This window comes from Azoarcus sp. DN11 (assembly GCF_003628555.1).
Lineage (GTDB): Bacteria > Pseudomonadota > Gammaproteobacteria > Burkholderiales > Rhodocyclaceae > Aromatoleum.
On record NZ_CP021731.1, the window covers coordinates 113,747 to 136,359 of the forward strand.

A 22,613-nucleotide genomic window follows, 5' to 3' on the forward strand; every position below is an offset into this window, starting at 1 on the left:
ATGCTCCGTGTGCGTTCGGTCCGTGCGCGGGGCGTGCTCAGCCGGCGGTCTGCTCGGTCAGCATGGCGACGAGCGTCGCGGCCAGCGCAGCGACGGACGGCGCCGCGCGGCGTGTGCCGGTGCGCTGCGGCGCGCTCCACACCGACTGGGGGAAGTGGGGGTCGTCGGCGAAGCGCGGGATCACGTGCCAGTGCAGGTGCGGAACCATGTTGCCCAGGCTCGCGAGGTTGATCTTGTCGGGACGCATCAGCTGTCGCAGCGCGGCCTCGGTCGCGAGCACGACGTTGAGGAGGTGGCGCTGCTCGCCCGCGGTGAGGTCGGTCATCTCGGCGACGTGGTGGCCCCACACGACGCGGCAGAAGCCGGGGTAGTCGGCGTCCTGGACGAGGATGACGCGGCAGCTGCCGTCGCGCCACACGAGGGTCTCGTCGGCGGCCAGGCACAGTGGGCAATCGGTCACGGGCTTCCCCTTCGGCAAGGATGTCGGAACGGCCACTCTAGCCTGACGGCATGGCGCTGCGAAGCGAAATTTACACGCTGCCTGCGCCGGCGGCCGGATTGCCCGCGATCGTCGCGGTGTCGCCGAGGGCCTCGATGGCGCCGTGGCGGAAGGCGAGCAGCGTGCCTGCCGGGATCGTCTGCCACACCTCGTTGTCGGTCAGCGCTGCGGTCGCGATCACCGCGACGCGGTCGGCGGGGGTCGTGAGCCGGCTGAAATCGACGCTGAGGTCCTGGTCGGCGAGGTGCGCGGTCGTGAACGGGGCCTGGCGGATGAGGTAGGTGAGCCGCGTCGAGCAATGCGCGAAGAGGTAGTCGCCGTTCGACAGCAGGAAGTTGAACGGGCCGTGTGCGCCGATGCGGATCGCGAGGCGCCGCAGCGCCGCGTACAGGGCTTCGGCCGGGGGCGGGCCGTCGGGGAATTCGGCGGCGAGGCTCTGCAGGATGTCGCAGAACGCGGCCTCGGAGTCGGTGCAGCCGACCGGCACGAAGCGGCCGTCGAAGCGCGGCGCGTAGTCGAGCAGGTTGCCGTTGTGCGCGAAGATCCAGTAGCTGCCCCACAGCTCGCGCTGGAAGGGGTGGGTGTTGTCGAGCGTGACGCGGCCCTGGGTGGCCTTGCGGATGTGCGCGATGACGTTGAGCGAGCGGATCGGGTAGTTGCGCACCAGCTCGGCGATCGGCGACGAGGCGCTGGGCTGGGGATCGAGGAAGACGCGCACGCCGCGTCCCTCGAAGAAGGCGATGCCCCAGCCGTCGGCGTGCACGTCGGTGCCGCCGCCGCGCGCCTGGAAGCCGGCGAACGAGAAGCAGATGTCCGTCGGCACGTTGCAGTTCATTCCGAGGAGCTGGCACATCGCGCGTTCCTCCGTCGATCGCTCCGGCAATGCTCCGTTCGCCCCGAGCCCTTCGTCGAGCCCGGCACAGGCCTGTCGCGGGGTGCTCGCGGTGACCGGGCTGCGACAGGCTCGCCCGAACGCTGCCCGGTTACCGGATCAACTGCCCGCGAGCTTGCGTTTCAGCAGATCGTTCACCTGCGCCGGGTTGGCCTTGCCGCGGCTCGCCTTCATGACCTGGCCGACGAGCGCGTTGAAGGCCTTCTCCTTGCCGGCGCGGAACTCCTCGACCGACTTCTGGTTCGCCGCGAGAACCTCGTCGATCATCGCCTCGATCGCGCCGGCGTCGTTGGTCTGGCGCAGGCCCTGAGCCTCTATGATCGCATCCGCCGTCGCCCCTTCGCCGTTCCACAGGGCTTCGAACACCTTCTTGCCGATGTTGTTCGAGATCGTGCCGTCGCTGATCCGCGCGACGAGGCCCGCGAGTTGCGCGGGCGAGACCGGCGAGGCGGAGATGTCGAGTTCGGCCTTGTTGAGCCGCGCCGCGAGGTCGCCCATGACCCAGTTCGCGCAGGGCTTCGCGAGCGCGACACCGGCGGCGTCCACCGTGGCTTGGTAGAAGGTGGCGACTTCCTTCGAGGCGGTGAGCGTCGTCGCGTCGTACGCGGAGAGGCCCCACTCTTCCATGAAGCGCGCCTTCATCGCGCCCGGCAGTTCCGGCATGCCGGCCTGCACGCGTGCCTGCCACTCGGGCGAGATCACCAGCGGCAGCAGGTCCGGGTCGGGGAAGTAGCGGTAGTCGTGCGCGTCTTCCTTCGAGCGCATCATGCGCGTCTCGCCGGTGTCGGGGTCGAAGAGGACCGTCGCCTGCTGCACCTTGCCGCCGTCCTCGATGGTATCGATCTGCCACTGCACCTCGTAGTCGATCGCCTGCTGCAGGAAGCGGAAGGAGTTGAGGTTCTTGATCTCGCGGCGTGTGCCGAGCGGGCCGCCGGGGCGGCGCACGGAGACGTTGGCGTCGCAGCGGAAGGAGCCTTCCTGCATGTTGCCATCGCAGATGTCGATCCAGCGCACCAGCGCGTGCAGCGTTCGCGCGTAGGCCACCGCCTCGCGCGAGGAGCGCATGTCGGGCTCGGAGACGATCTCGAGCAGCGGCGTACCCGCACGGTTGAGGTCGATGCCGCTCATGCCGTGGAAGTCCTCGTGCAGACTCTTGCCGGCGTCTTCCTCGAGGTGGGCGCGGGTGAGATGCACGGTCTTCTCGTAAGCGGTGTCACCTTCGCCGACGTGGATCGTGATCGTGCCGCCTTGCACCACCGGCAGCTCGAACTGGCTGATCTGGTAGCCCTTGGGGAGATCCGGGTAGAAGTAGTTCTTGCGTGCGAACACGCTCCGGGGCGCGACGTTGGCGCCGATCGCCAGGCCGAAGCGGATCGCGCGCTCGACGGCGCCGCGGTTGAGCACCGGCAGCACGCCCGGCAGCGCGATATCGACGGCGCAGGCCTGCGCGTTCGGCTCGGCGCCGAACGCGGTGCTGGCGCCGGAGAAAATCTTCGACGCGGTGTTGAGCTGGGCATGCACTTCCAGCCCGATGACGACTTCCCAATCCGATCTGCTCATGTTCGTATCTCTTGTTTCTTCACGCGGTCAGCTGCACTGGCCGTTCGACCGGTCCACCAGGATCGGCCACACATATTCGAACGCGCCGTGCGTGCAGCGTTTCGCGCATTCGGAGAATGCGACGGTAACCTGCTCGCCCTGTTCCCACACCCGCACCGTGCAGCCGTCGCGCGCCTGCAACTCGACGTGCGGCTCCTTGAGCACCTGCTTGAAGTCGGCGAGGTCGAACTGGCAGCTGCCATGCCTGGGTACGTCGAGGTGTGCGGCGAAGGCGCGCACCTCCGAGTAGCTGATGTCGAGCACGGCGCTGCCACCGTAGCCCACTTCGTCCTTGAACTGGCAATCGGTCTTGATCGAGAGCGGGCGCACCGGCATCGGCTTGAGCCGCCCGCGCTGCAGCGCACGCTTCGGCTCCGCCTCGGCGGCGGACTGCGCCGGGGAGGGCGTGGCCGCGGCCGATTCCGGCTTGCGCTCCGGCGGCGTCGCGCACGCGCCGAGCAGCACGGCCGCGGCGAGCGCCGCGGCGCGGAGGGCGGAAGGGAGGCGGCGCATGACGATCAGCCCGGACGGCGCAGGTGCCAGTCGGTAGCCTGCTGGTACTGGTGCACGGTGGCGAGCAGGCGCGCTTCACCGAAGTAGTCGCCGATGAGCTGCAGGCCGACCGGGAGCTTGCCGGCACCGAAGCCGCAGGGGTGCGACAGGCCCGGCAGGCCGGCGAGGTTCACGGCGATGGTGTAGATGTCCGACAGGTACATCTGCACCGGGTCGTCGGTCTTCTCGCTGATCGCCCACGCGGTGGTGGGGCTGGTGGGGCCGGCGATCACGTCGCAATCCCTGAACGCGGCCTGGAAGTCCTGCGCGATGAGGCGGCGCAGCTTCTGCGCCTGCAGGTAGTAGGCGTCGTAGTAACCGTGCGATAGCACGTAGGTGCCGACGAGGATGCGGCGCTTCACTTCGGCGCCGAAGCCTTCGGCGCGGCTCTTCGCGTACATCTCGGCGAGGTCGCGGTACTCGGCGGCGCGGTGGCCGTAGCGCACGCCGTCGAAGCGCGACAGGTTGCTGGAGGCTTCGGCGGGCGCGATCACGTAGTAGGCGGGGATCGCGAGCTTCGCGTTCGGCAGGCTCACGTCGACGGTGGTCGCCCCGAGCTTGCGGTACTGGTCGAGGGCCGTGTCGACCGCGGCACGTACGTCGTCGGCCATGCCTTCGGCGAAGAATTCGCGCGGCAGGCCGATGCGCAGGCCGGCGAGCGGTTTCTCGTTCGCCGGTGCGGCGAGCTCGCGCGTGTAGTCTTCGGCGGGGCGGTCGAGGCTGGTCGAGTCGCGCGCGTCGAAGCCCGCCATCGCGGTCAGCAGCTGTGCGCAGTCGGCCGCGGACGCGCCGAAGGCGCCGCCCTGGTCGAGCGAGCTCGCGTACGCGATCATGCCGTAGCGGCTGACGACGCCGTAGGTCGGCTTGATGCCGGTGATGCCGGTGTGGCACGCGGGCTGGCGCACAGAGCCGCCGGTGTCGGTGCCGGTGGCGATCGGCGCGAGGCGCGCGGCGACCGCGGCGGCCGAGCCGCCCGAGGAGCCGCCGGGGATGCGCGTGGTGTCCCAGGGGTTGCGCACCGGGCCGTAATGCGAGTTCTCGTTGGACGAGCCCATCGCGAACTCGTCCATGTTGGTCTTGCCGAGCGTGACGGCGCCGGCGGCCTTCAGTAGCGCGACGACGTGGGCGTCGTAGGGGCTGACGAAGTTCGACAGCATCTTCGAGCCGCAGGTCGTGAGCAGGCCTTCGGTGCAGAACACGTCCTTGTGGGCGAGCGGGATGCCAGTGAGCGGGCCGGCTTGGCCGGCGGCGATGCGCGCGTCGGCGGCCCGGGCGGCCGCGATCGCGCCGTCGCGGTCGACGGTGATGAAGGCGTTGAGCGTCGGGTTGTGCGCGGCGATGCGGTCGAGGAAGAGCGTCGCGAGCTCGACGCTGGATATCTTCTTCGCGTCGAGTGCGGCGCGCAGTTCGGTGAGGCTGGCGTGGATCATGGCTTACTCGATGACCTTCGGGACGAGGTAGAGGCCCGCTTCGGTCTGCGGCGCGACGCGCTGGAAGGCCTCGCGGCGGTTCGCTTCGGTGGCGGCGTCCTCGCGCAGGCGCTGCGCGACGTCCTGCGGATGGCTCATCGGCTCGACGCCGCGGGTGTCGACCGCCTGCATCTGTTCGATCAGGCCGAAAATTCCGTTCAGCTTGGCGCGCGTGGCCTCGACTTCGCCCTCGGCGAGTTCGAGCCGCGCGAGTCCCGCGATGCGCAGGACCTGTTCAGTGGTAAGCGACATGAGGAAACAAAACCCGCTTAAATCACAAAGATTTGTAGGTTATCATACTCGTTTGCCGCCAGTCCGGCCGGGCATCTGCCCCACCTCTCCTCACCGGTTTCGGGATCTTCCGCATGTTTGGTTTCCTGCGCTCTTATTTTTCCAACGATCTGGCCATCGACCTTGGCACCGCGAACACGCTGATCTACGTGCGCGGCAAGGGCATCGTGCTCGATGAGCCGTCCGTCGTCGCGATCCGCACCGAGGGCGGGCCCAACGCCAAGCGCACGATCCAGGCGGTCGGCCATGCGGCGAAGCAGATGCTGGGCAAGACGCCGGGCAACATCACGGCGATCCGCCCGATGAAGGACGGCGTGATCGCCGACTTCGTCGTCACCGAACAGATGATCAAGCAGTTCATCAAGAAGGTGCACGATTCGCGCATGTTCTCGCCGAGCCCGCGCATCATCATCTGCGTGCCCTGCGGTTCGACCCAGGTCGAGCGCCGTGCGATCCGCGACGCGGCCCTCGCTGCGGGTGCCTCGCAGGTGTACCTGATCGAGGAGCCGATGGCGGCGGCGATCGGCGCGGGACTGCCGGTGTCGGACGCGACCGGGTCGATGGTCGTCGATATCGGCGGCGGCACCACCGAGGTCGGCGTGATCTCGCTCGGCGGCATGGTGTATGCCGGCTCGGTGCGCGTCGGCGGCGACAAGTTCGACGACTCGATCGTCAATTACATCCGCCGCAACTACGGCATGCTGATCGGCGACACCACCGCCGAGAACATCAAGAAGGAAATCGGCTCGGCCTTCCCCGGCTCGGAAGTGCGCGAGATGGAAGTGAAGGGGCGCAACCTCGCCGAAGGCATCCCGAGGAGCTTCACGATCTCGTCGAACGAGATCCTCGAGGCGCTGACCGAACCGCTCAACCAGATCGTCTCGGCGGTGAAGATCGCGCTCGAACAGACGCCGCCGGAACTCGGCGCCGACATCGCCGACCGCGGCATGGTGCTCACGGGCGGCGGCGCGCTGCTGCGCGATCTCGACCGCCTGCTGATGGAAGAAACCGGCCTGCCGGTGATCGTCGCCGAGGAGCCGCTGACCTGCGTCGCGCGCGGCTGCGGCATGGCGCTGGAAAAGATGGACAAGCTCGGCTCCATCTTCGCGTCCGAGTAACTCGCGCCGTTGCGGCGGGCGATTGCGCCGGCCGCACTGCGCCGCACACGCCTCACGATGTCCCTCGCCGGTCATCCGTCGCCACCCATCTTCAAGCAGGGACCCACGCCGCTCGTGCGGCTGCTGGTGCTGGTGTCGGTGTGCCTGGCGATGCTGATCACCGACCTGAAGTTCCGCTACCTCGAAGTGATGCGCCAGGCCTTGTCGGTGGCGACCTGGCCGCTGCAGATGGCCGCCGCCGCGCCGGCCGACGTCGTGCGCAATGCGGCGGTGTATTTCGGGACGCTCGTGGACGTGCAGAAGGACAACGCCGTGCTGCGCGGCCGCGAGCTCGAAGCGGCGCAGCGCCTGTTGCGCTTCGAGCAGCTGGAGGAGGAGAACCGCCGCCTGCGCGGGCTGCTCGACATGAGCGCCGCGGTCGCGACGAAGAGCGTCGCCGCCGAGATCCTCTACGACGCGCCCGATCCCTTCGACCGCAAGGTGATCCTCAACCGCGGCAGCCAGCAGGGCGTTCAGGCCGGCATGGCGGTCGTCAATGAACAGGGCATGATCGGCCAGGTCACGCGCGTCTATCCGGTGCAGGCCGAGGTGACGCTGCTCACCGACAAGGACCAGGCAGTCCCGGTGCAGGTCGCGCGCAACGGACTGCGCGGCGTGCTCGCCGGCGCCGGCCACGGGCGGCTCGAGATGCGGTTCACGCTGTCCGGGGCGGACGTGCGTGTCGGCGACCGCCTCGTGACCTCGGGCCTCGACGGCCTCTTCCTCGCCGGCCTGCCGGTTGCCGACGTCGTCCGCGTCGATCGCGACGCCCAGACTTTCGCGGTGATCGTGTGCGAGCCGGTCGCCGGCGTCGAGCGCACGACGCAGGTGCTGCTGCTGAGCCGCGCCGAAGCGCCGCCGCCACGTCCGGTGCCGGAACCCGAACCTGCCGCGCCGCGCAAGGGTCGCAGGGGCTAGCGATGCAACCGACCCACCGCTCCAGCCGCATCCTGCTGCCCGCGAAGACCTGGTTCACCTACCTGAGCCTGCTGATCGCGCTCACGCTGAACTACATCCCGACCGGGCGTACGCCCGGCGTGCCCGACTGGGTCGCGCTGGTGCTGGCCTTCTGGTCGATCCGTGAGCCGCTGCGCATCGGCATGGGCGCGGGCTTCCTGTTCGGCTTGCTGGTGGATATCGGCCATGGCGCCGCGATGGGGCAGCATGCCCTCGCCTACGTCGTGCTGTGCTACCTCGCGACCACGGTGTCGCGCCGCGTGCTGTGGTTCGGGCCGACGCAGCAGGCGCTGCAGATGTTCCCGCTGCTGCTGCTGGCGCAGGTGATCATGGTCGTCGTGCGCGTCATCGCCGGGGCCGAGTTCCCCGGCTGGTGGTACTTCCTGTCCAGCTTCACGAGCGCGGCGTTGTGGGTGCCGTTGAACTATCTCCTGCTGCTGCCGCAATACCAGCCGGTGGACCGGGACGACAACCGGCCGATCTAAACCCATGATGGAATTCCGAACCCCCGACGAGGAACTGGGGCGCTTCCGGCGCCGCGTCCTGATCGCGGGCGTTTTCATCGCGGTGTGCTTCGGCCTGCTGGTCGCGCGCTTCTGGTTTCTGCAGGTGCTGCGCTACGACTACTACCACACCCGCGCCGAGGACAACCGCATCGCGCTGCTGCCCATCGTGCCGGGCCGCGGTTCGATCGTGGACCGCAACGGCGTGCCGCTCGCGCGCAACTACGCCGCTTATACGCTGGAGATCACGCCTTCGCGCGTGCGCGACCTCGACGCGACGATCGACGGGCTCGCCGAGATCATCGAGATCGACGCGCGCGACCGCCGCCGCTTCAAGAAGCTGCTCGAGGAGAGCAAGAACTTCGAGAGCGTGCCGCTGCGCAACCGCCTGACCGAGGAGGAAGTCGCACGGGTGATCGCGCGGCGCTACCAGTTTCCCGGTGTCGAGGTGCAGGCGCGCCTGTTCCGCGACTATCCGCAGGGCGAGCTCGCGTCGCACGTGGTCGGCTACATCGGCCGCATCAACCAGCGCGACCGCGACCGCATCGAGGACGCTGGCGACGACGCGAACTACCGTGGCTCCGAGCATATCGGCAAGAGCGGGCTGGAGCAGAGCTACGAGGCCGAGCTGCACGGCGTCACCGGCGCCGAGCAGGTCGAGGTGAATGCGGGCGGGCGCGCGGTACGCCAGCTCGCGCGCACGCCGGGCCTGGCGGGCAACGACCTCGAGCTGACGCTCGACATCGAGATGCAGAAGGTCGCCGAGGCGGCCTTCGGCAAGCGCCGCGGCGCGCTCGTTGCGATCGAGCCGGCGACCGGCGGCGTGCTGGCGCTGGTGTCCAAGCCGGGATTCGACCCCAATCTCTTCGTCGACGGCATCTCGACCGATGACTGGAAGGCGCTCAACGATTCGCCCGACCACCCGCTGGTGAACCGTGCGATCTTCAGCGCCTACCCGCCCGGCTCGACCTTCAAGCCCTTCATGGCGATGGCGGGCCTGACCGCGGGCAAGCGCACGGTCACGCAGACGATCGCCGACCCCGGCTACTTCATGTTCGGCGGCCACCGCTTCATGGACGACAAGCCCGGCGGGCACGGCATGGTGGACTTGCCGAAATCCATCGTCGTGTCGTGCAACACCTACTATTACCAGCTCGCCAACGACCTCGGCATCGACGGCATCGCGAACTTCATGCGTCCGTTCGGCTTCGGTTCGCGCACCGGCATCGACGTGCCGGGCGAGGCCGATGGCGTGCTGCCGACGCCCGAATGGAAGCGCAAGCGCTTCCGCAACAGGGAGCACCAGAAGTGGTTCGGCGGCGAGACGATCTCGGTCGGCATCGGCCAGGGCTACAACGCCTACACGCCGGTGCAGATGGCGAATGCGCTGGCGGCGCTGGTCAATGACGGCAAGATGTTCCGGCCGCACGTCGTGCGCAACATCGTCAATCCCGTGACCGGCGAGCGCCACGCCGTCGAGCCCGAGCCGATCCGCACGATCCCGCTCAAGCCCGAGCACCTGGCCGCGGTGCGCCAGGCGATGGTGGACGTGAACCGGGCCGGCACGGGCGCGCGCGCTTTCGCCGGCGCGCCCTACTCGGTCGGCGGCAAGACCGGCACGGCGCAGGTGTTCTCGCTGCGCGGCCAGCGCTACGTCGAGGGCCGCGTCAGCGAGCGCCTGCGCGACCACTCGTGGTTCATCGCCTACGCGCCGGCCGACAAACCGACGATCGCGCTGGCGGTGCTGGTCGAGAACGGCGGCTTCGGCGCGCAATCGGCGGCGCCGATCGCGCGCCAGGTGATCGATTACCATCTGCTCGGCAAGCGCCGCGACCAGCCGGCCGGCGAGGACGTCGATGCGGGCGACGAGGGCGACGCCCACGCGCACGCGGCCGAGCCGGCCGGCGCTGCAGGCACTCGCCCGGCCGATGCCGAGCCGCGCCCGGCGGAGGCCAGTCCCGAATGACCAACACGCGTTTCCATCCGCGCGAGCTGCTGCGCGCCTTCCTGCGGCCGATCGATCCGGCGCTGCTGCTGCTGCTCGGCCTGCTGCTCGCCTACGCCATTTTCGTGATGATGAGCGCCTCGCCCGAGCGCGTGGTGTCCCAGCAGGTCAATTCCGTCGTCGCGCTGGCGGCGATGTGGGCGGCGGCGCGCCTGCCGGCGCAGCGCCTGCTGAACCTCGCGCCGCCGCTGTACGTCGTCGGCGTGCTGCTGCTCGTCGCGGTCGAACTCTTCGGGGAGACGTCGAAGGGGGCGACGCGCTGGCTCAATATCGGCGTCACGCGCATCCAGCCGTCCGAGATCATGAAGATCGCGATGCCGCTGATGCTTGCGTGGTACTTCCAGCAGCGCGAGGGGCAGATCGGCCTGCGCGAGTTCATCGTCGCCGGCCTGCTGCTGCTCGTGCCGGTGGGCCTGATCATGATGCAGCCCGATCTGGGCACGGCGGTGCTCGTGACCGCCGCGGGCGTCTACGTGATCTACTTCGCCGGCCTGTCGTGGAAGCTGATCGTGCCGGTCGTCGCCGCCGGCGTGATCGGCATCGGCGCGATCGCCGGCTTCGGCGACCAGATCTGCCAGCCGGGCGTCGATTGGCCGGGCATGCGCGAATACCAGAAGCACCGCGTGTGCACGCTGCTCGACCCCACCCAGGACCCGCTCGGCAAGGGCTTCCACATCATCCAGTCGACGATCGCGATCGGCTCGGGCGGCGTGTTCGGCAAGGGCTGGAAGGATGGCACGCAGACGCACCTCGCCTTCCTGCCCGAACGCCATACCGATTTCGTCTTCTCGGTGCTGTCCGAAGAGCTCGGCCTCATCGGCATCGTCGTGCTGCTGGCGATCTACACGATGCTGCTGTTGCGCGGCTTCTACATCGCCGCGATGGCGCCGGCGCTCGGCACGCGCCTGCTCGGCGGTGCGATCACGATGATCTTCTTCACGTATGCATTCGTTAATATGGGCATGGTCAGCGGTATCCTGCCGGTCGTGGGCGTGCCGCTGCCCTTCATCAGCTATGGCGGAACCGCGCTCGTCACGCTGTGTCTCGGCATCGGGATATTGATGAGCATCCAGCGCAGCCGTGTGCTCGCGCAGGCGTGAATACGGAGACTGACTGATGGCCGTCCCCTTCCCTGCGGCCGGGTACAGGCTGCTGCTCGCGGGCCTGGCGATGCTGGCGCTGGTGCTGGCCGGCTGTGCCACGACCGCTCCCGTCGGCGCTCCCGCCGGGACGCAAGCCCAGCCTGCGCCGGGCAAGAGCAGCGTGCAGAAGCGGGGCGGCGCCTACTACAAGGACGACGGTCCGGGCGACAACCCGCCCGCGAACCTTGACGACATTCCCGATGCGCAGCCGCGCCTCGAGCCGTTGCACCGCTTCGCCAATCGGCCCTACAGCGTGCTCGGCCAGGATTACGTGCCGGCCACCTCGCTGATGCCGTTTCGCCAGCTCGGGCGCGCGAGCTGGTACGGCAGGCGCTTCCACGGCCAGTCGACCTCCAGCGGCGAGCCCTACGACATGTACAGCATGACCGCCGCCCACCCGACGCTGCCGATTCCCAGCTACGCGCGCGTCACGCACCGGGCGAGCGGCCGCTCGGTGATCGTGCGCATCAACGATCGCGGCCCCTTCCTCAAGGGCCGCATCATGGACCTCTCCTACGCGGCGGCTTACCGCCTCGGCTACGCCAGCGTTGGCAGCGCCGAGGTCGAAGTCGAAGCCATCATTCCCGATGGCGCCGATGCCATCGCCTCCGCGGCCCCGGCCGCCCGCGCCCGCCCGCCGGACGCCCCCGCCCCCCCGCCCCAACCGCCGCTGCAGCTCGCGATGGCCGAGCCGGCGACCCTCACCGACGCGCCGCGCGGCATCTTCCTGCAACTCGGTTCGTTTGCCTCCGCGACCAACGCCGAAGGGCTCCGCAGCCAGGTGCGCGACACCTTTTCCGAGTTCGGCGACCGCCTCGAAGTGGTCGCCGACGGCACGCGCCACCGCCTGCACCTGGGGCCGTTCGCGTCGATCGACGAGGCGAAAGGCGAAGCCGAACGCATCGCCCGCGTGCTCGGGCTCCATCCTTTTGTCGTCACACGCTGATGCAAACTGAACCAATTGCCGCCCGCAACGGTCTGCTGTGCGGGCCGGGCGAGCCTCTATAATCGACGCTTCGGCCCCGATCCCGACCCCTTTCCCCGCTCACTTCCACCTAGCCGACCCTCATGCGTTTCCTCGTCGCCCTGCTGTTCGCCGTCCTCTCCTTTGCCGTATCCGCCCAGAACGTTCCGCCCCCGGCCCTCGCCGCCCGTGCCTGGCTGCTGATGGACCAGGCCACCGGCCAGGTGCTCGCGTCGCGCGAGCCCGATGCGCGCATCGAACCCGCGTCGCTGACCAAACTCATGACCGCCTACGTCGTTTTCGAGGCGCTCAAGAGCGGCAGCATCAAGCTCGACCAGACCGTGCCGGTGTCGGAGAAAGCCTGGCGCATGGAAGGCTCGCGCATGTTCATCCAGCCCGACAAGCCGGTCACGGTGGGCGAACTCGTGCAAGGCATGATCGTCCAGTCCGGCAACGACGCCTGCGTGGCGCTCGCCGAGCTGATCGCGGGCGGCGAGGACTCCTTCGCGGCGCTGATGAACCGCGAGGCGCAACGCATGGGCATGAAGAACACGAGCTTCATGAACGCGACCGGCCTGCCCGACCCCAACCACTACACCACCGCGCGCGACCTGTCGCTGCTCGCGGCGGCGCTCTCGCGCGACTTCCCCGAGTACTACCATTACTACTCGCAGAAGGGATACACCTACAACGGCATCGCCCAGCCCAACCGCAACCGTCTGCTGTGGCTCGACCCCACGGTCGACGGCATGAAGACCGGCCACACCGCGAACGCCGGCTACTGCCTGATCTCGTCGGCGCTGCGCGGCCCGCGCCGCCTGGTGTCGGTCGTGCTCGGCACCGATTCGGACACCATCCGCGCGCAGGAATCGCTCAAGCTGCTGAACTACGGCTTCCAGTTCTTCGATACCGCCAAGCTCTACTCGGCCAACCAGGAGCTGTCGCGCTTTCGCGTGTGGAAGGGCGAGAAGAACGAGCTGCCGGTCGGCTTCCTCAACGATTTCGTGATCTCCCTGCCCAAGGGCCAGGCCGAGAAGGTCCAGAGCCAGCTCACCAGCCGGCAGCCGGTCGTTGCACCGCTGCAGAAGGGCCAGCAGGTCGGCACGCTGCAGCTCACGCTCGACGGCCAGCCGCTCGGCGAATACCCCGTCGTGGCGCTGCAGGACGTGCCGGTCGCGGGCTTCTTCGGCCGCCTGTGGGACACCATCGTGATGTGGTTCAAGAGCCTGTAGGACTCCCGGGGCGTCCATGAGCATCTGTTACCTCGATGGCAGCTACCAGCCGCTGGCGGAGGCGCGCATTTCGCCGATGGACCGCGGCTTCCTTTTCGGCGACGGCGCCTACGAGGTGATCCCGGCGTATTCGCGCCGCCCCTTCCGTATCGCCGAGCACATCGTGCGCCTCGGCCGCACGCTGGACGCGGTGCGCATCCCGAACCCGCACCCGGCGGCCGAATGGGAGACCATCGTGCGCGAACTCGTCGCGCGCAACGCCTGGGACGACCAGTCGATCTACCTGCACGTGTCGCGCGGCCCCGACGCGCGGCGCAATCACGCCTTCCCGGTAGTGGCGCGGCCGACGGTGTTCCTGATGAGCGAGGCGCTCGTGACGCCGCCGGCCGATGTGCTCGCGCGCGGCGTCGCGGCGGTGAGCGCGGCCGATTTCCGCTGGGCGCGCTGCGACCTCAAGACCACCGCGCTGCTCGCGAACTGCCTGCTGCGCCAGGTCGCCGTCGACAAGGGCTGCGCCGAGACGGTGCTGTTCCGCGACGGCTTCCTCACCGAAGGCGCGGCCTCGAACATCTTCATCGTCAGGGATGGCGTGCTGCTCGCGCCACCGAAGAGCCACCTGATGCTGCCGGGCATCACCTACGACGTGGTGCTGGAACTCGCCGCCCGGCACGGCCTCGAACATGCGGTGCGCGAGATCCTCGAGGACGAGGTGCGCACGGCCGACGAAGTGTGGCTGACCTCGTCGACCAAGGAAGTGCTCGCGATCACCAGCCTCGACGGGCGTCCGGTCGGCGACGGAAAACCCGGGCCGGTGGGACGCGCGATGCTGGCGTGGTACCAGGATTTCAAGAACAAGGTGATGCGTGGTGACTGACCAGAGCCGGGAAACCCTCCTCGAATTCCCCTGCGACTTCCCGATCAAGATCATGGGCGCGCGGGTCGAAGAGTTCGCGCAGGCGGTCGTCACCGTCGTGCGCACGCACGCGCCGGACTTCGATCCGGCGACGGTCGAGATGCGACCCTCCAGCAAGGGCACCTACCTGTCGCTCACTTGCACCGTCCGCGCCGTCTCGAAGGTGCAGCTCGACGCGCTGTACCGCGACCTGTCCGCGCACCCGCTCGTGAAGGTGGTGCTGTAGTGCCCGACGCGAATCCGCTGCAGTTGGTCGTGCGTCGCCTCGGCCTCGTCGAGTACGAGCCGACCTGGGCGGCGATGCGCGAATTCACCGGCGCCCGCAGCGCCGAGACGCCCGACGAGCTGTGGCTGCTCGAACACCCGCCGGTGTTCACGCTCGGCCAGGCGGGCAAGCCCGAGCACCTGCTGCGCGAGACCGGCATCCCGCTGGTGAAGATCGACCGCGGCGGGCAGATCACCTACCACGGCCCCGGCCAGATCGTCGTGTATCTGCTCATCGACTTGCACCGCCGCCACATCAAGGTGCGCGAGATGGTGAACCTGATGGAGCAGGCGCTGATCGACTGCCTCGCCGACTACGGCCTTGCGGCCGAGCGCAAGGACGGCGCGCCGGGCGTGTACATCGCCGGCGCGAAGATCGCGGCGCTGGGCCTGCGCGTGCGGAACGGCTGCACGTACCACGGCCTCGCGCTCAACGTCGACGCGGACCTCACGCCGTTCACGGCGATCAACCCCTGCGGCTACGAGGGGCTGGAGACGATCAGGATGAAGGATTTCGGCGTGACCGACGGCGTGGCCGCGGTGGGGGAGCGCCTGCTTGCCCACCTCGGGCGCCTGCTCGCACCCCGGCCGGCCGCCGACACGCCATAATGCCGCGGGCGCCACAAGCGCCCGCTACCCCGAAGAGACGAGAGAATCGCATGACCACCGACAACCGCAAACAGCGTGGCGCCGACAAGACCGCGCGCATCCCGATCAAGATCGTGCCCGCCGAGCGGCTGAAGAAGCCCGAGTGGATCCGCATCAAGCTCGGCGCCGGCCAGGAAGCCGAGCGCTTCAACGAGATCAAGGCGACGCTGCGCGACCACAAGCTGCACACGGTGTGCGAGGAAGCCTCCTGCCCGAACATCCATGAATGCTTCGGCAAGGGCACGGCGACCTTCATGATCATGGGCGACATCTGCACGCGCCGCTGCCCGTTCTGCGACGTCGGCCACGGCCGCCCCGAGCCGCTCAACGCCGACGAGCCGAAGGACCTCGCGCAGACCATCGCCGCGATGCGCCTCAACTACGTCGTGATCACCAGCGTCGACCGCGACGACCTGCGTGACGGCGGCGCACAGCATTTCGTCGACTGCATCCGCGAGACGCGCGCCGCGTCGCCGAAGACCGCGATCGAGGTGCTGGTGCCGGACTTCCGCGGCCGCATGGAGATCGCGCTGGAGATCTTCGACCAGGCAGCGCCCGACGTGATGAACCACAACCTCGAGACGGTGCCGCGCCTCTACAAGCAGGCCCGCCCCGGCGCGGACTACGCGTATTCGCTGAAGCTGCTGAAGGAATTCAAGGCGCGCCACCCGCAGGTGCCGACGAAATCCGGCCTGATGGTGGGCCTGGGCGAGACCGACGCGGAGATCCTCGAGGTGATGCGCGACCTGCGCGCGCACGACGTCGAGATGCTGACGATCGGCCAGTACTTGCAGCCCTCGACCGGCCACCTGCCGGTGTTGCGCTACGTGCACCCGGACACGTTCAAGATGTTCGAGACCGAAGCGCTGAAGATGGGCTTCAAGAACGCCGCCTGCGGCCCGATGGTGCGGTCGAGCTACTGGGCCGACCAGCAGGCTCACGGCGCCGGCGTCGTCTGAGCGCTTGCTCGATCATCTCCGTTCGCCCTGAGCCTGTCGCAGGGCATCAGGGCGGGCTTCGGCAGGCTCCGCGCATCGGCTGCCGGCCCCTTGACGGGTAGGCAGCCGGGCTGAACAGCGGCCGCCCCCGGAACTTTCAGCGGAAGAGGCGCTCCTCGCGCTCGTGGCGCTCCTGCTCCTCGATGCTCAGCGTCGCGGTGGGGCGCGCGATCAGGCGGCCGACGCCGATCGGCTCGCCGCTGACTTCACAGAAGCCATAGCTGCCGTCCTCGATGCGGCGCAGCGCCGATTCGACCTTGTGCAGCAGCTTCAGCTCGCGGTCGCGGATGCGCTGCTCGAGCACCTGTTCCTCTTCCTGGGTCGCACGGTCCGCCTCGTCGGGTGTTGCGACCGTTTCGCGCAGGTGCGAGCGTGTTTCCTCGCTGTTCTCGCGCAACTCCTTCTGCAGGTCGAGCAGGCGCAGGCGAAAGAATTCGAGCTGCGCCGCGTTCATGTAGTCGTCCGGCGACATCGCCAGCACTTCGGCCTCGGAGAGCGCGCGGGGGCGTGTGGCTGTTGCGGTCATCGTCAGTTCTCCGTATTGCCGCCCCATGCGCCGCAGCGCGGTGGAGCCATGTCGAAAAATGAATAAAGGGTAACTCTGGCACGCACACGATCACTACCGGGGGGTATCCTGAACGCCGTCTTGAGTCGGACCGTTTCTGGAGACCATCATGCGTTCCATTCTGCGAGCTTTCGCCCTGCTTGTCATCTGTGTGCCGGCCTGGGCGGCCGGGCTGGCGAACATCACGGATTCCGAGGCCTCCGGCGGCCTGCGCGAGGCCCTCACGCAGGGCGCCGGCCGTGCGGTGGAACTGCTGGGCAAGCAGGACGGTTTCCTCGGCAACCAGAAGGTGAAGATCCCGCTGCCCGACGGGCTTGCGCAGGTCGAGCCGGTGATGCGCATGGCGGGGCGCGGCAAGGATTTCGACCGGCTCGTGACGACGATGAACCGCGCTGCCGAAGCCGCGGTGCCGGAGGCGAAGACGCTGCTGGTCGATGCGGTGAAGCAGATGTCGGTGGAGGATGCGCGCAACATCCTGACCGGTGGCGACGATTCGGCGACGAACTACTTCAGGTCGAAGACGCAGGCGCGCCTTGTGGAGAAGTTCCTGCCCATCGTCAAGCAGAACACCGACCGCCTCGCGCTGGCCGGGCAGTACAACAAGCTCGCGGGCCAGGCGGCGAGCTTCGGCCTGGTGAAGAACGAGGACGCGCAGATCGAGAATTACGTCACGCGCAAGGCGCTCGACGGCCTGTACCTGATGATCGCCGAGGAAGAGAAGGCGATCCGCAGGAATCCGGTGCAGGCGGCGGGTTCGCTCGCGCAGAAGGTGTTCGGCTTGCTGGGGCGGTAGGTTTCGAGCCCTGCCGGACCGGTTGATCGTTCGGGCTGAACCGTCGAAGCCCTGCCCGCGCCCGTCGACAGACTCAGGGCGAACGGGGGGCGACCGGCTTGGTCCGCCCGCGTCGGGTTGCAAGCGGCCGATGCGCCGCAGGCGATGCGGTAAAATCCGGCCACGGCGCCGCCCGCGGGCGGCGCGGCCTTTTCCCCCACCGCAGTCCCGTCCGCAAGGTCCATGTCCGCACTCCTCAACGCCCCGCAGCGCGAAGCGATCCGCTATCTCGACGGCCCCAGCCTGGTGCTCGCGGGCGCGGGTAGCGGCAAGACGCGGGTGATCACGCACAAGATCGCGCACCTGATCAACGAGTGCGGGCTCAACCCGTCGAACATCGCGGCGATCACCTTCACGAACAAGGCGGCGAAGGAGATGCAGGAGCGCGTCGCCGGCCTGATGGGCGGGCGCGCGCCGGGCGGGCTGACGGTGTGCACCTTCCACGCGCTGGGCGTGCGCATGATCCGCCAGGAGGCGCAGCACTGCGGGCTGAAGCCGCAGTTCTCGATCCTCGACGCATCCGACACGGTGCAGATTGTCTCCGACATCTCGCGCGACGCCGACAAGGCACGCGCGAAGGCGATGCAGTGGCAGATCTCCGGGTGGAAGAACGCGATGGTGACGCCCGAGCAGGCCGCGCAGCTCGCCGACGACGAGATCTCGTCGGCCGCGGCGATGCTGTACGCGGAGTACGAACGCACGCTGCGCGCCTACCAGGGGGTCGATTTCGACGACCTGATCTCGCTGCCGGTGCGCCTGCTGGAAGAAAACCCGGAGGTGCGCGAGCGCTGGCAGAACAAGCTGCGCTATCTCCTGGTCGATGAGTACCAGGACACGAACAAGGCGCAGTATCGCCTGCTGCGCCAGCTCGCCGGTGTGCGCGGGGCGTTCACGGCGGTGGGCGACGACGACCAGGCGATCTACGCGTGGCGCGGCGCGGACGTCGAGAACCTGAAGCTCCTGCAGCAGGATTACCCCAAGCTGAAAGTCATCAAGCTGGAGCAGAACTACCGCTCGTCGCGGCGCATCCTGACCGCGGCGAACACGGTGATCGCGAACAACGAGAAGCTCTTCGAGAAGCGCCTGTGGTCCGAGCACGGCGACGGCGAGCAGGTGGCGGTGACGGCGTGCCGCGACGCGGACCACGAGGCGGAGTGGGTGGCGTCGAAGCTCGGCGCGCACAAGTTCGAGCACCGCACGAAGTTCTCCGACTATGCGATCCTGTACCGCGGCAACCATCAGGCGCGCGTGATCGAGCAGCAGCTGCGCAACCAGAAGATCCCCTACGTGATGTCGGGCGGGCAGTCCTTCTTCGACAAGGCCGAGATCCGCGACCTGATGTCGTGGCTGCGCCTCTTGATGAACGAGGATGACGATCTGGCCTTCATCCGCGCGATCACGACGCCGCGGCGCGGGGTCGGCGCGGCGACGATCGAGGCGCTGGGCAACTACGCCGGACGCCGCCACGTGAGTCTGTTTGCGGCGGTGTTCGAGGAAGGCGCGGCGCATGCGCTGAACGCGCGCCAGCTCGAGCAGTTGCAGGAGTTCGCCAACTTCATCAACCGCATCCAGTACCGCGCCCACCGCGAGCCGGCGGCGCGCGTGCTGGAAGACCTGCTCGCGGCGATCCGCTACGAGGCGTGGCTGTTCGAGCACCTCGACACGCGCGAGGCGGAGTCGAAGTGGAGCAACGCGCGCGACTTCGTGAACTGGCTCGGCAGGAAGGGCGAGGCGGACGGCAAGAACCTGATCGAACTGACGCAGACGATCGCGCTGATCTCGATGCTCGACAAGGACGACGCCGAGTTCGACGGCGTGCAGCTCGCGACGCTGCATGCGTCGAAGGGGCTGGAGTTCAAGCACGTGTTCCTCGTCGGCGTCGAGGAAGGCCTGCTGCCGCACCAGTCCTCGATCGACGAGGACAAGGTCGAGGAGGAGCGGCGCCTGATGTACGTCGGCATCACGCGCGCGCAGCGCACGCTCAACATCACGTGGTGCGAGCGGCGCAAGGCGGGCAAGGAGACGCGCACCTGCGAGCCGTCGCGCTTCATCGCCGAGATGGGCGGCGACGTGAAGATCAGCGACCGCAAGACCAACGCGCCGGTGTCGAAGGAAGAAGGCCGGGCGCGCGTCGCGAACCTGATGGCGATGTTCGAAGGGCGCTGAAGGCCGCGGCGCGCCACAAGGGCCGGCATTAAAGTTTTGCCGGGGCGGGACGAAAACAAGCGTACCTCCATAACCGGGAACCGTTCTGCCATGAGAACCCAGAACAAGCGGATACCCTTCGAGCTCGCCGCGGCGGCTTTCCTGATCGTCGCCGTCGTGATGGCGGTGCTGACCGTGGCGGTCACGCGCGAGCTGATGCGTTCGACCGAGGAGCGCCATCTGGGCGAGCTTCTGAGTCGCAGCGAGATGATCGTGCGGCAGCTGGAGACGTTCTCGGCGACGCTGAAGCAGTCGGCCGACCAGCTCGGCAACGTTTTCGAGTCGCACTTCGCGCGCGGACTGGCGATCGATCCGGCGCGGACGGTGGCGATCGGCGCCGTTGCGACGCCGGTGGTGAGCGCCGATGGGCGGGTCCTGAATCTCGTCTTCGACCAGGTGGACGACTTCCATCGCATGACCGGCGGCAACGCGACCGTCTTCGCGCGCCTGGGCGACGATTTCGTGCGCGTGACGACCTCGGTCAAGAAGGAGGATGGCAGCCGTGCGGTCGGCACTTTCCTCGGCAAGAGCCATCCGGCCTACGCTGCGATGATGAAGGGCGAGACCTACATCGGCCGCGCGACGCTGTTCGGCAAGGATTTCATGACCAAGTACACGCCGGTGCGCGACGCGCGCGGCGAGGTGTTCGCGATCCTCTACGTGGGCCTGGACTACGGCGCTTCGCTCGCGGCGATGAAGGATTACCTGCGCAAGCTGAAGATCGGCGAGCACGGGTATTTCTGGCTCGTCGACGCGGCCGAGGGCGCCAATCGCGGCAAGGTGCTGCTGCACCCGTCACGGGAAGGCGCCAGCGTGCTCGAGCAGGCCGAGTTCGCCGCGATGCTCGACCGCGATGCCGGCCGGACGAAGTATGTCGATGCGGGCGGCGAGCACGGACTCGCATTCGCGCGCAGTGCCGACTGGAACTGGGTCGTCGCCGCCAGCAGCGACCTCGACGAGTTCCAGGCCGATGCGCGCACGACGCGCACCTGGCTGATCGGTGGCGGCGCGGTCGCGGTGCTCGTGATCGGGGTGCTGCTGTATCTGCTGATCGCGCGCCGGCTGGCGCCGCTGGGCGAGTTCATCGAGGATGCGAAGCGGCTCGGCGGCGGCGAACTCGACGTGCGCATCGGCTATCGCCGCGCCGACGAGATCGGCGAGCTCGCCCGCGCGTTCAACCACATGGCGGACCAGCTCGCGGCGGTGATCGGTGGCGTGCGCACCGCGGCCGCAAACGTTCGCGACGGCGCGCTCGCGGTCGCGCAGACCGCAGACCGGACGCTCGAGGGCGCACGGCACCAGTCGGACGCTTCGGCTGCAACGGCGAGCGCGGTCGAGGAGCTCACGGTGAGCATCCACCACATCGCCGAACGCAGCCAGGACGCCGAGGCGATTTCGCTGTCGGGGAGCGAGGAGGCCGGGCGTGGCGGGGAGGTTGCGAGCCGGGCGGCCGACGAGATGAGCCGGATCGCTCAGGACGTCGGGCGCAGTGCCGAAGCGGTGCGCAATCTGGGCATGCGTTCGCAGGAAATCGGTGGCATCGTCGGCGTGATCAGGGAGATCGCCGACCAGACGAATCTGCTCGCGCTCAACGCGGCGATCGAGGCGGCGCGCGCGGGTGAGCAGGGCCGCGGCTTCTCGGTCGTCGCGGACGAGGTGCGCAAGCTGGCGGAGCGCACCGCCGGGGCGACCGGCCGGATCGCCGAGCTGATCGTGACGATCCAGGCCGAGATCGGCGAGGTGGTGCAGCGCATGGACGACGGCAACACCCGCGTCGCGCACGGCAAGGAGCTCGCACGCGAGGCTGCCGCGGCGCTCGCGGCGATCCACGAGGGGGCGATGCGCTCGCAGCAGACCGTCAGTGACATCGCGCTCGCGACGCGCGAACAGAGCGCAGCGGGGACCTTGATCGCGCAGCACGTCGAGGAGATCGCGAACATGACCGAGGCGAATACCCGCGCGGCCGACGAGGTGGCGCGGGCCGCCGGCGAGCTGCGCCAGGTGGCCGAGCAGCTGGAGGCCTCGATCCACCGCTTCGGATGACGCCCGCGTGGTCGGGGCCGGCTCCCCGGCAATAGGTAAATTCATCTAGCCGCCTGCCCGATCCCGCCAATTTTCGCTCGCCCCGGGCGGGCCTACAGTGGCAACGACTCCCACTCACCCGGAGCGTTTGTCATGAAACACCATAGCGAGTCCGCCGTCTCGGCCTCACGGCGGGCATTCCTGGGCGGTATCCCGGTGATCACGGCCGCCGCCGCGCTCGCCCCGGCGCCGGCGCTCGCCGCCGGCGGCAAGCAGCACTGGGCGATGCTCGTCGATGTCAGGAAGTGCATCGGCTGCCAGGCCTGCACCGTGGCCTGCATCCAGGAAAACGCGGTGCCCGAGGGCAGCTTCCGCACCGTGGTGTCGACCTACAGCGTGAAGCTGGTCGACGCCGTGCAGCCGGCGGGCACGTACCTGCTGCCGCGCCTGTGCAACCACTGCGAGGCGCCGCCGTGCATCCCGGTGTGCCCGGTCGGCGCGACCTTCAAGCGCGACGACGGCATCGTCGTCATCGATGGCGAGCGCTGCGTCGGCTGCGCGTACTGCGTGCAGGCCTGCCCCTACGACGCGCGTTTCATCAACCACGCGACCAACAAGGCCGACAAATGCACTTTCTGCGCGCATCGCGTGGATGCAGGGCTGTTGCCGGCCTGTGTCGAGACCTGCGTGGGCGGGGCGCGCATCTTCGGCGACCTGAACGACCCGCAGGGCGAGCTGCGCCGGCGCCTGGATGCCGCGAAGGCCGAGGTGAAGGTGCTGAAGCCTGAGCAGGGCACCGAGCCGCGCGTGTTCTACATCGGCCTCGACGAGCGCTTCCAGGGCAAGGTGGAAGGCCAGGGCACGCTGTGGCAGCCGCGCAAGGCCCACGGCTGACGCGCACAGG

At 68.6% G+C, this 22,613-nt stretch carries 22 protein-coding genes; 15 read left to right on the forward strand and 7 right to left on the reverse strand.

The window, feature by feature from the left end:
- Nucleotides 1–37: 37 nt before the first annotated feature.
- The 6 genes from CDA09_RS00540 to gatC all read right to left on the reverse strand — a co-directional run bounded on the left by CDA09_RS00540 (nucleotide 38) and on the right by gatC (nucleotide 5,263).
- Nucleotides 38–460 (reverse strand): HIT family protein, encoded by a 423-nt coding sequence (locus tag CDA09_RS00540; protein WP_121430664.1) that lies wholly within the window; start codon nucleotides 458–460, stop codon nucleotides 38–40.
- Nucleotides 461–530: 70 nt separating this feature from the next.
- A complete protein-coding gene (locus CDA09_RS00545; protein WP_121426836.1) occupies nucleotides 531–1,352 on the reverse strand; it encodes a class II glutamine amidotransferase in 822 nt (273 codons plus the stop codon).
- 138 nt (nucleotides 1,353–1,490) lie between these two features.
- The gene (gatB, locus tag CDA09_RS00550) at nucleotides 1,491–2,951 is read right to left on the reverse strand and encodes an Asp-tRNA(Asn)/Glu-tRNA(Gln) amidotransferase subunit GatB (RefSeq protein ID WP_121426837.1); all 1,461 of its coding nucleotides are present in this window, start codon (nucleotides 2,949–2,951) and stop codon (nucleotides 1,491–1,493) included.
- Nucleotides 2,952–2,978: 27 nt separating this feature from the next.
- On the reverse strand, nucleotides 2,979–3,503 hold the full coding sequence (locus CDA09_RS00555; protein ID WP_121426838.1) for a hypothetical protein: 525 nt from the start codon (nucleotides 3,501–3,503) through the stop codon (nucleotides 2,979–2,981).
- A gap of 5 nt (nucleotides 3,504–3,508) precedes the next feature.
- Nucleotides 3,509–4,972: an Asp-tRNA(Asn)/Glu-tRNA(Gln) amidotransferase subunit GatA gene (gatA, locus tag CDA09_RS00560; protein ID WP_121426839.1), complete on the reverse strand. Its 1,464-nt coding sequence runs from the start codon at nucleotides 4,970–4,972 to the stop codon at nucleotides 3,509–3,511.
- A gap of 3 nt (nucleotides 4,973–4,975) precedes the next feature.
- Nucleotides 4,976–5,263, reverse strand: a complete 288-nt coding sequence (gene gatC, locus CDA09_RS00565) for an Asp-tRNA(Asn)/Glu-tRNA(Gln) amidotransferase subunit GatC (protein ID WP_121426840.1) — start codon at nucleotides 5,261–5,263, stop codon at nucleotides 4,976–4,978.
- Between the two features lie 113 nt (nucleotides 5,264–5,376).
- On the opposite strand from gatC, the gene CDA09_RS00570 reads away from it, so the two are divergent.
- The 11 genes from CDA09_RS00570 (at nucleotide 5,377) to lipA (ending at nucleotide 16,046) form a co-directional block, all read left to right on the forward strand.
- Nucleotides 5,377–6,420, forward strand: coding sequence for a rod shape-determining protein (locus CDA09_RS00570; RefSeq protein ID WP_076602349.1), 1,044 nt, complete (start codon nucleotides 5,377–5,379; stop codon nucleotides 6,418–6,420).
- 57 nt (nucleotides 6,421–6,477) lie between these two features.
- The gene (mreC, locus tag CDA09_RS00575) at nucleotides 6,478–7,377 is read left to right on the forward strand and encodes a rod shape-determining protein MreC (RefSeq protein WP_121430665.1); all 900 of its coding nucleotides are present in this window, start codon (nucleotides 6,478–6,480) and stop codon (nucleotides 7,375–7,377) included.
- A 2-nt stretch (nucleotides 7,378–7,379) separates the two neighbouring features.
- Nucleotides 7,380–7,901 carry a rod shape-determining protein MreD gene (gene mreD / locus CDA09_RS00580; RefSeq protein ID WP_121426841.1) on the forward strand — a complete coding sequence of 174 codons (522 nt, stop codon included), beginning with the start codon at nucleotides 7,380–7,382 and terminating at the stop codon, nucleotides 7,899–7,901.
- Nucleotides 7,902–7,905: 4 nt separating this feature from the next.
- Nucleotides 7,906–9,885, forward strand: a complete 1,980-nt coding sequence (mrdA, locus tag CDA09_RS00585) for a penicillin-binding protein 2 (RefSeq protein WP_121426842.1) — start codon at nucleotides 7,906–7,908, stop codon at nucleotides 9,883–9,885.
- Nucleotides 9,882–11,024: a rod shape-determining protein RodA gene (rodA, locus tag CDA09_RS00590; protein WP_121426843.1), complete on the forward strand. Its 1,143-nt coding sequence runs from the start codon at nucleotides 9,882–9,884 to the stop codon at nucleotides 11,022–11,024. The genes mrdA and rodA overlap by 4 nt, the downstream gene beginning before the upstream one ends.
- Before the next feature lie 16 nt (nucleotides 11,025–11,040).
- Nucleotides 11,041–12,012, forward strand: coding sequence for a septal ring lytic transglycosylase RlpA family protein (locus CDA09_RS00595; RefSeq protein WP_121426844.1), 972 nt, complete (start codon nucleotides 11,041–11,043; stop codon nucleotides 12,010–12,012).
- Between the two features lie 122 nt (nucleotides 12,013–12,134).
- The gene (locus CDA09_RS00600; RefSeq protein WP_121426845.1) at nucleotides 12,135–13,262 is read left to right on the forward strand and encodes a D-alanyl-D-alanine carboxypeptidase family protein; all 1,128 of its coding nucleotides are present in this window, start codon (nucleotides 12,135–12,137) and stop codon (nucleotides 13,260–13,262) included.
- A gap of 16 nt (nucleotides 13,263–13,278) precedes the next feature.
- The gene (locus CDA09_RS00605) at nucleotides 13,279–14,136 is read left to right on the forward strand and encodes a D-amino acid aminotransferase (protein ID WP_121426846.1); all 858 of its coding nucleotides are present in this window, start codon (nucleotides 13,279–13,281) and stop codon (nucleotides 14,134–14,136) included.
- Between the two features lie 52 nt (nucleotides 14,137–14,188).
- Nucleotides 14,189–14,401 carry a YbeD family protein gene (locus tag CDA09_RS00610; protein WP_502697097.1) on the forward strand — a complete coding sequence of 71 codons (213 nt, stop codon included), beginning with the start codon at nucleotides 14,189–14,191 and terminating at the stop codon, nucleotides 14,399–14,401.
- Nucleotides 14,402–14,424: 23 nt separating this feature from the next.
- Nucleotides 14,425–15,048, forward strand: a complete 624-nt coding sequence (gene lipB, locus CDA09_RS00615; RefSeq protein ID WP_121430666.1) for a lipoyl(octanoyl) transferase LipB — start codon at nucleotides 14,425–14,427, stop codon at nucleotides 15,046–15,048.
- A 50-nt stretch (nucleotides 15,049–15,098) separates the two neighbouring features.
- Nucleotides 15,099–16,046, forward strand: coding sequence for a lipoyl synthase (lipA, locus tag CDA09_RS00620; protein ID WP_121426848.1), 948 nt, complete (start codon nucleotides 15,099–15,101; stop codon nucleotides 16,044–16,046).
- A 136-nt stretch (nucleotides 16,047–16,182) separates the two neighbouring features.
- Here lipA and dksA read toward each other — a convergent pair whose 3' ends face one another.
- Nucleotides 16,183–16,611, reverse strand: coding sequence for an RNA polymerase-binding protein DksA (gene dksA / locus CDA09_RS00625; RefSeq protein ID WP_121426849.1), 429 nt, complete (start codon nucleotides 16,609–16,611; stop codon nucleotides 16,183–16,185).
- Between the two features lie 148 nt (nucleotides 16,612–16,759).
- Between dksA and CDA09_RS00630 the strand changes: the two genes are divergently transcribed.
- The 4 genes from CDA09_RS00630 to dsrO all read left to right on the forward strand — a co-directional run bounded on the left by CDA09_RS00630 (nucleotide 16,760) and on the right by dsrO (nucleotide 22,603).
- The gene (locus tag CDA09_RS00630; protein WP_121426850.1) at nucleotides 16,760–17,443 is read left to right on the forward strand and encodes a DUF4197 domain-containing protein; all 684 of its coding nucleotides are present in this window, start codon (nucleotides 16,760–16,762) and stop codon (nucleotides 17,441–17,443) included.
- A gap of 222 nt (nucleotides 17,444–17,665) precedes the next feature.
- Entirely contained in the window at nucleotides 17,666–19,648 is a 1,983-nt protein-coding gene (locus tag CDA09_RS00635) for a UvrD-helicase domain-containing protein (RefSeq protein WP_121426851.1), read from the forward strand.
- A 90-nt stretch (nucleotides 19,649–19,738) separates the two neighbouring features.
- A complete protein-coding gene (locus CDA09_RS00640; protein ID WP_121426852.1) occupies nucleotides 19,739–21,730 on the forward strand; it encodes a methyl-accepting chemotaxis protein in 1,992 nt (663 codons plus the stop codon).
- 132 nt (nucleotides 21,731–21,862) lie between these two features.
- The gene (gene dsrO / locus CDA09_RS00645) at nucleotides 21,863–22,603 is read left to right on the forward strand and encodes a sulfate reduction electron transfer complex DsrMKJOP subunit DsrO (protein WP_121426853.1); all 741 of its coding nucleotides are present in this window, start codon (nucleotides 21,863–21,865) and stop codon (nucleotides 22,601–22,603) included.
- Nucleotides 22,604–22,613 lie beyond the last annotated feature (10 nt).

Coding starts and splice junctions, on each gene's coding strand:
- lipA (WP_121426848.1), top strand. CDS start 15,099: ATGACCACCGACAACCGCAAACAGCGTGGCGCCGACAAGACCGCGCGC.
- CDA09_RS00610 (WP_502697097.1), top strand. CDS start 14,189: ATGGGCGCGCGGGTCGAAGAGTTCGCGCAGGCGGTCGTCACCGTCGTG.
- mreC (WP_121430665.1), top strand. CDS start 6,478: ATGTCCCTCGCCGGTCATCCGTCGCCACCCATCTTCAAGCAGGGACCC.
- CDA09_RS00595 (WP_121426844.1), top strand. CDS start 11,041: ATGGCCGTCCCCTTCCCTGCGGCCGGGTACAGGCTGCTGCTCGCGGGC.
- gatA (WP_121426839.1), bottom strand. CDS start 4,972: ATGATCCACGCCAGCCTCACCGAACTGCGCGCCGCACTCGACGCGAAG.
- CDA09_RS00635 (WP_121426851.1), top strand. CDS start 17,666: ATGTCCGCACTCCTCAACGCCCCGCAGCGCGAAGCGATCCGCTATCTC.
- CDA09_RS00570 (WP_076602349.1), top strand. CDS start 5,377: ATGTTTGGTTTCCTGCGCTCTTATTTTTCCAACGATCTGGCCATCGAC.
- dsrO (WP_121426853.1), top strand. CDS start 21,863: ATGAAACACCATAGCGAGTCCGCCGTCTCGGCCTCACGGCGGGCATTC.
- dksA (WP_121426849.1), bottom strand. CDS start 16,611: ATGACCGCAACAGCCACACGCCCCCGCGCGCTCTCCGAGGCCGAAGTG.
- CDA09_RS00630 (WP_121426850.1), top strand. CDS start 16,760: ATGCGTTCCATTCTGCGAGCTTTCGCCCTGCTTGTCATCTGTGTGCCG.
- gatC (WP_121426840.1), bottom strand. CDS start 5,263: ATGTCGCTTACCACTGAACAGGTCCTGCGCATCGCGGGACTCGCGCGG.
- mreD (WP_121426841.1), top strand. CDS start 7,380: ATGCAACCGACCCACCGCTCCAGCCGCATCCTGCTGCCCGCGAAGACC.
- CDA09_RS00555 (WP_121426838.1), bottom strand. CDS start 3,503: ATGCGCCGCCTCCCTTCCGCCCTCCGCGCCGCGGCGCTCGCCGCGGCC.
- CDA09_RS00605 (WP_121426846.1), top strand. CDS start 13,279: ATGAGCATCTGTTACCTCGATGGCAGCTACCAGCCGCTGGCGGAGGCG.
- mrdA (WP_121426842.1), top strand. CDS start 7,906: ATGATGGAATTCCGAACCCCCGACGAGGAACTGGGGCGCTTCCGGCGC.
- CDA09_RS00640 (WP_121426852.1), top strand. CDS start 19,739: ATGAGAACCCAGAACAAGCGGATACCCTTCGAGCTCGCCGCGGCGGCT.
- rodA (WP_121426843.1), top strand. CDS start 9,882: ATGACCAACACGCGTTTCCATCCGCGCGAGCTGCTGCGCGCCTTCCTG.
- CDA09_RS00545 (WP_121426836.1), bottom strand. CDS start 1,352: ATGTGCCAGCTCCTCGGAATGAACTGCAACGTGCCGACGGACATCTGC.
- gatB (WP_121426837.1), bottom strand. CDS start 2,951: ATGAGCAGATCGGATTGGGAAGTCGTCATCGGGCTGGAAGTGCATGCC.
- CDA09_RS00600 (WP_121426845.1), top strand. CDS start 12,135: ATGCGTTTCCTCGTCGCCCTGCTGTTCGCCGTCCTCTCCTTTGCCGTA.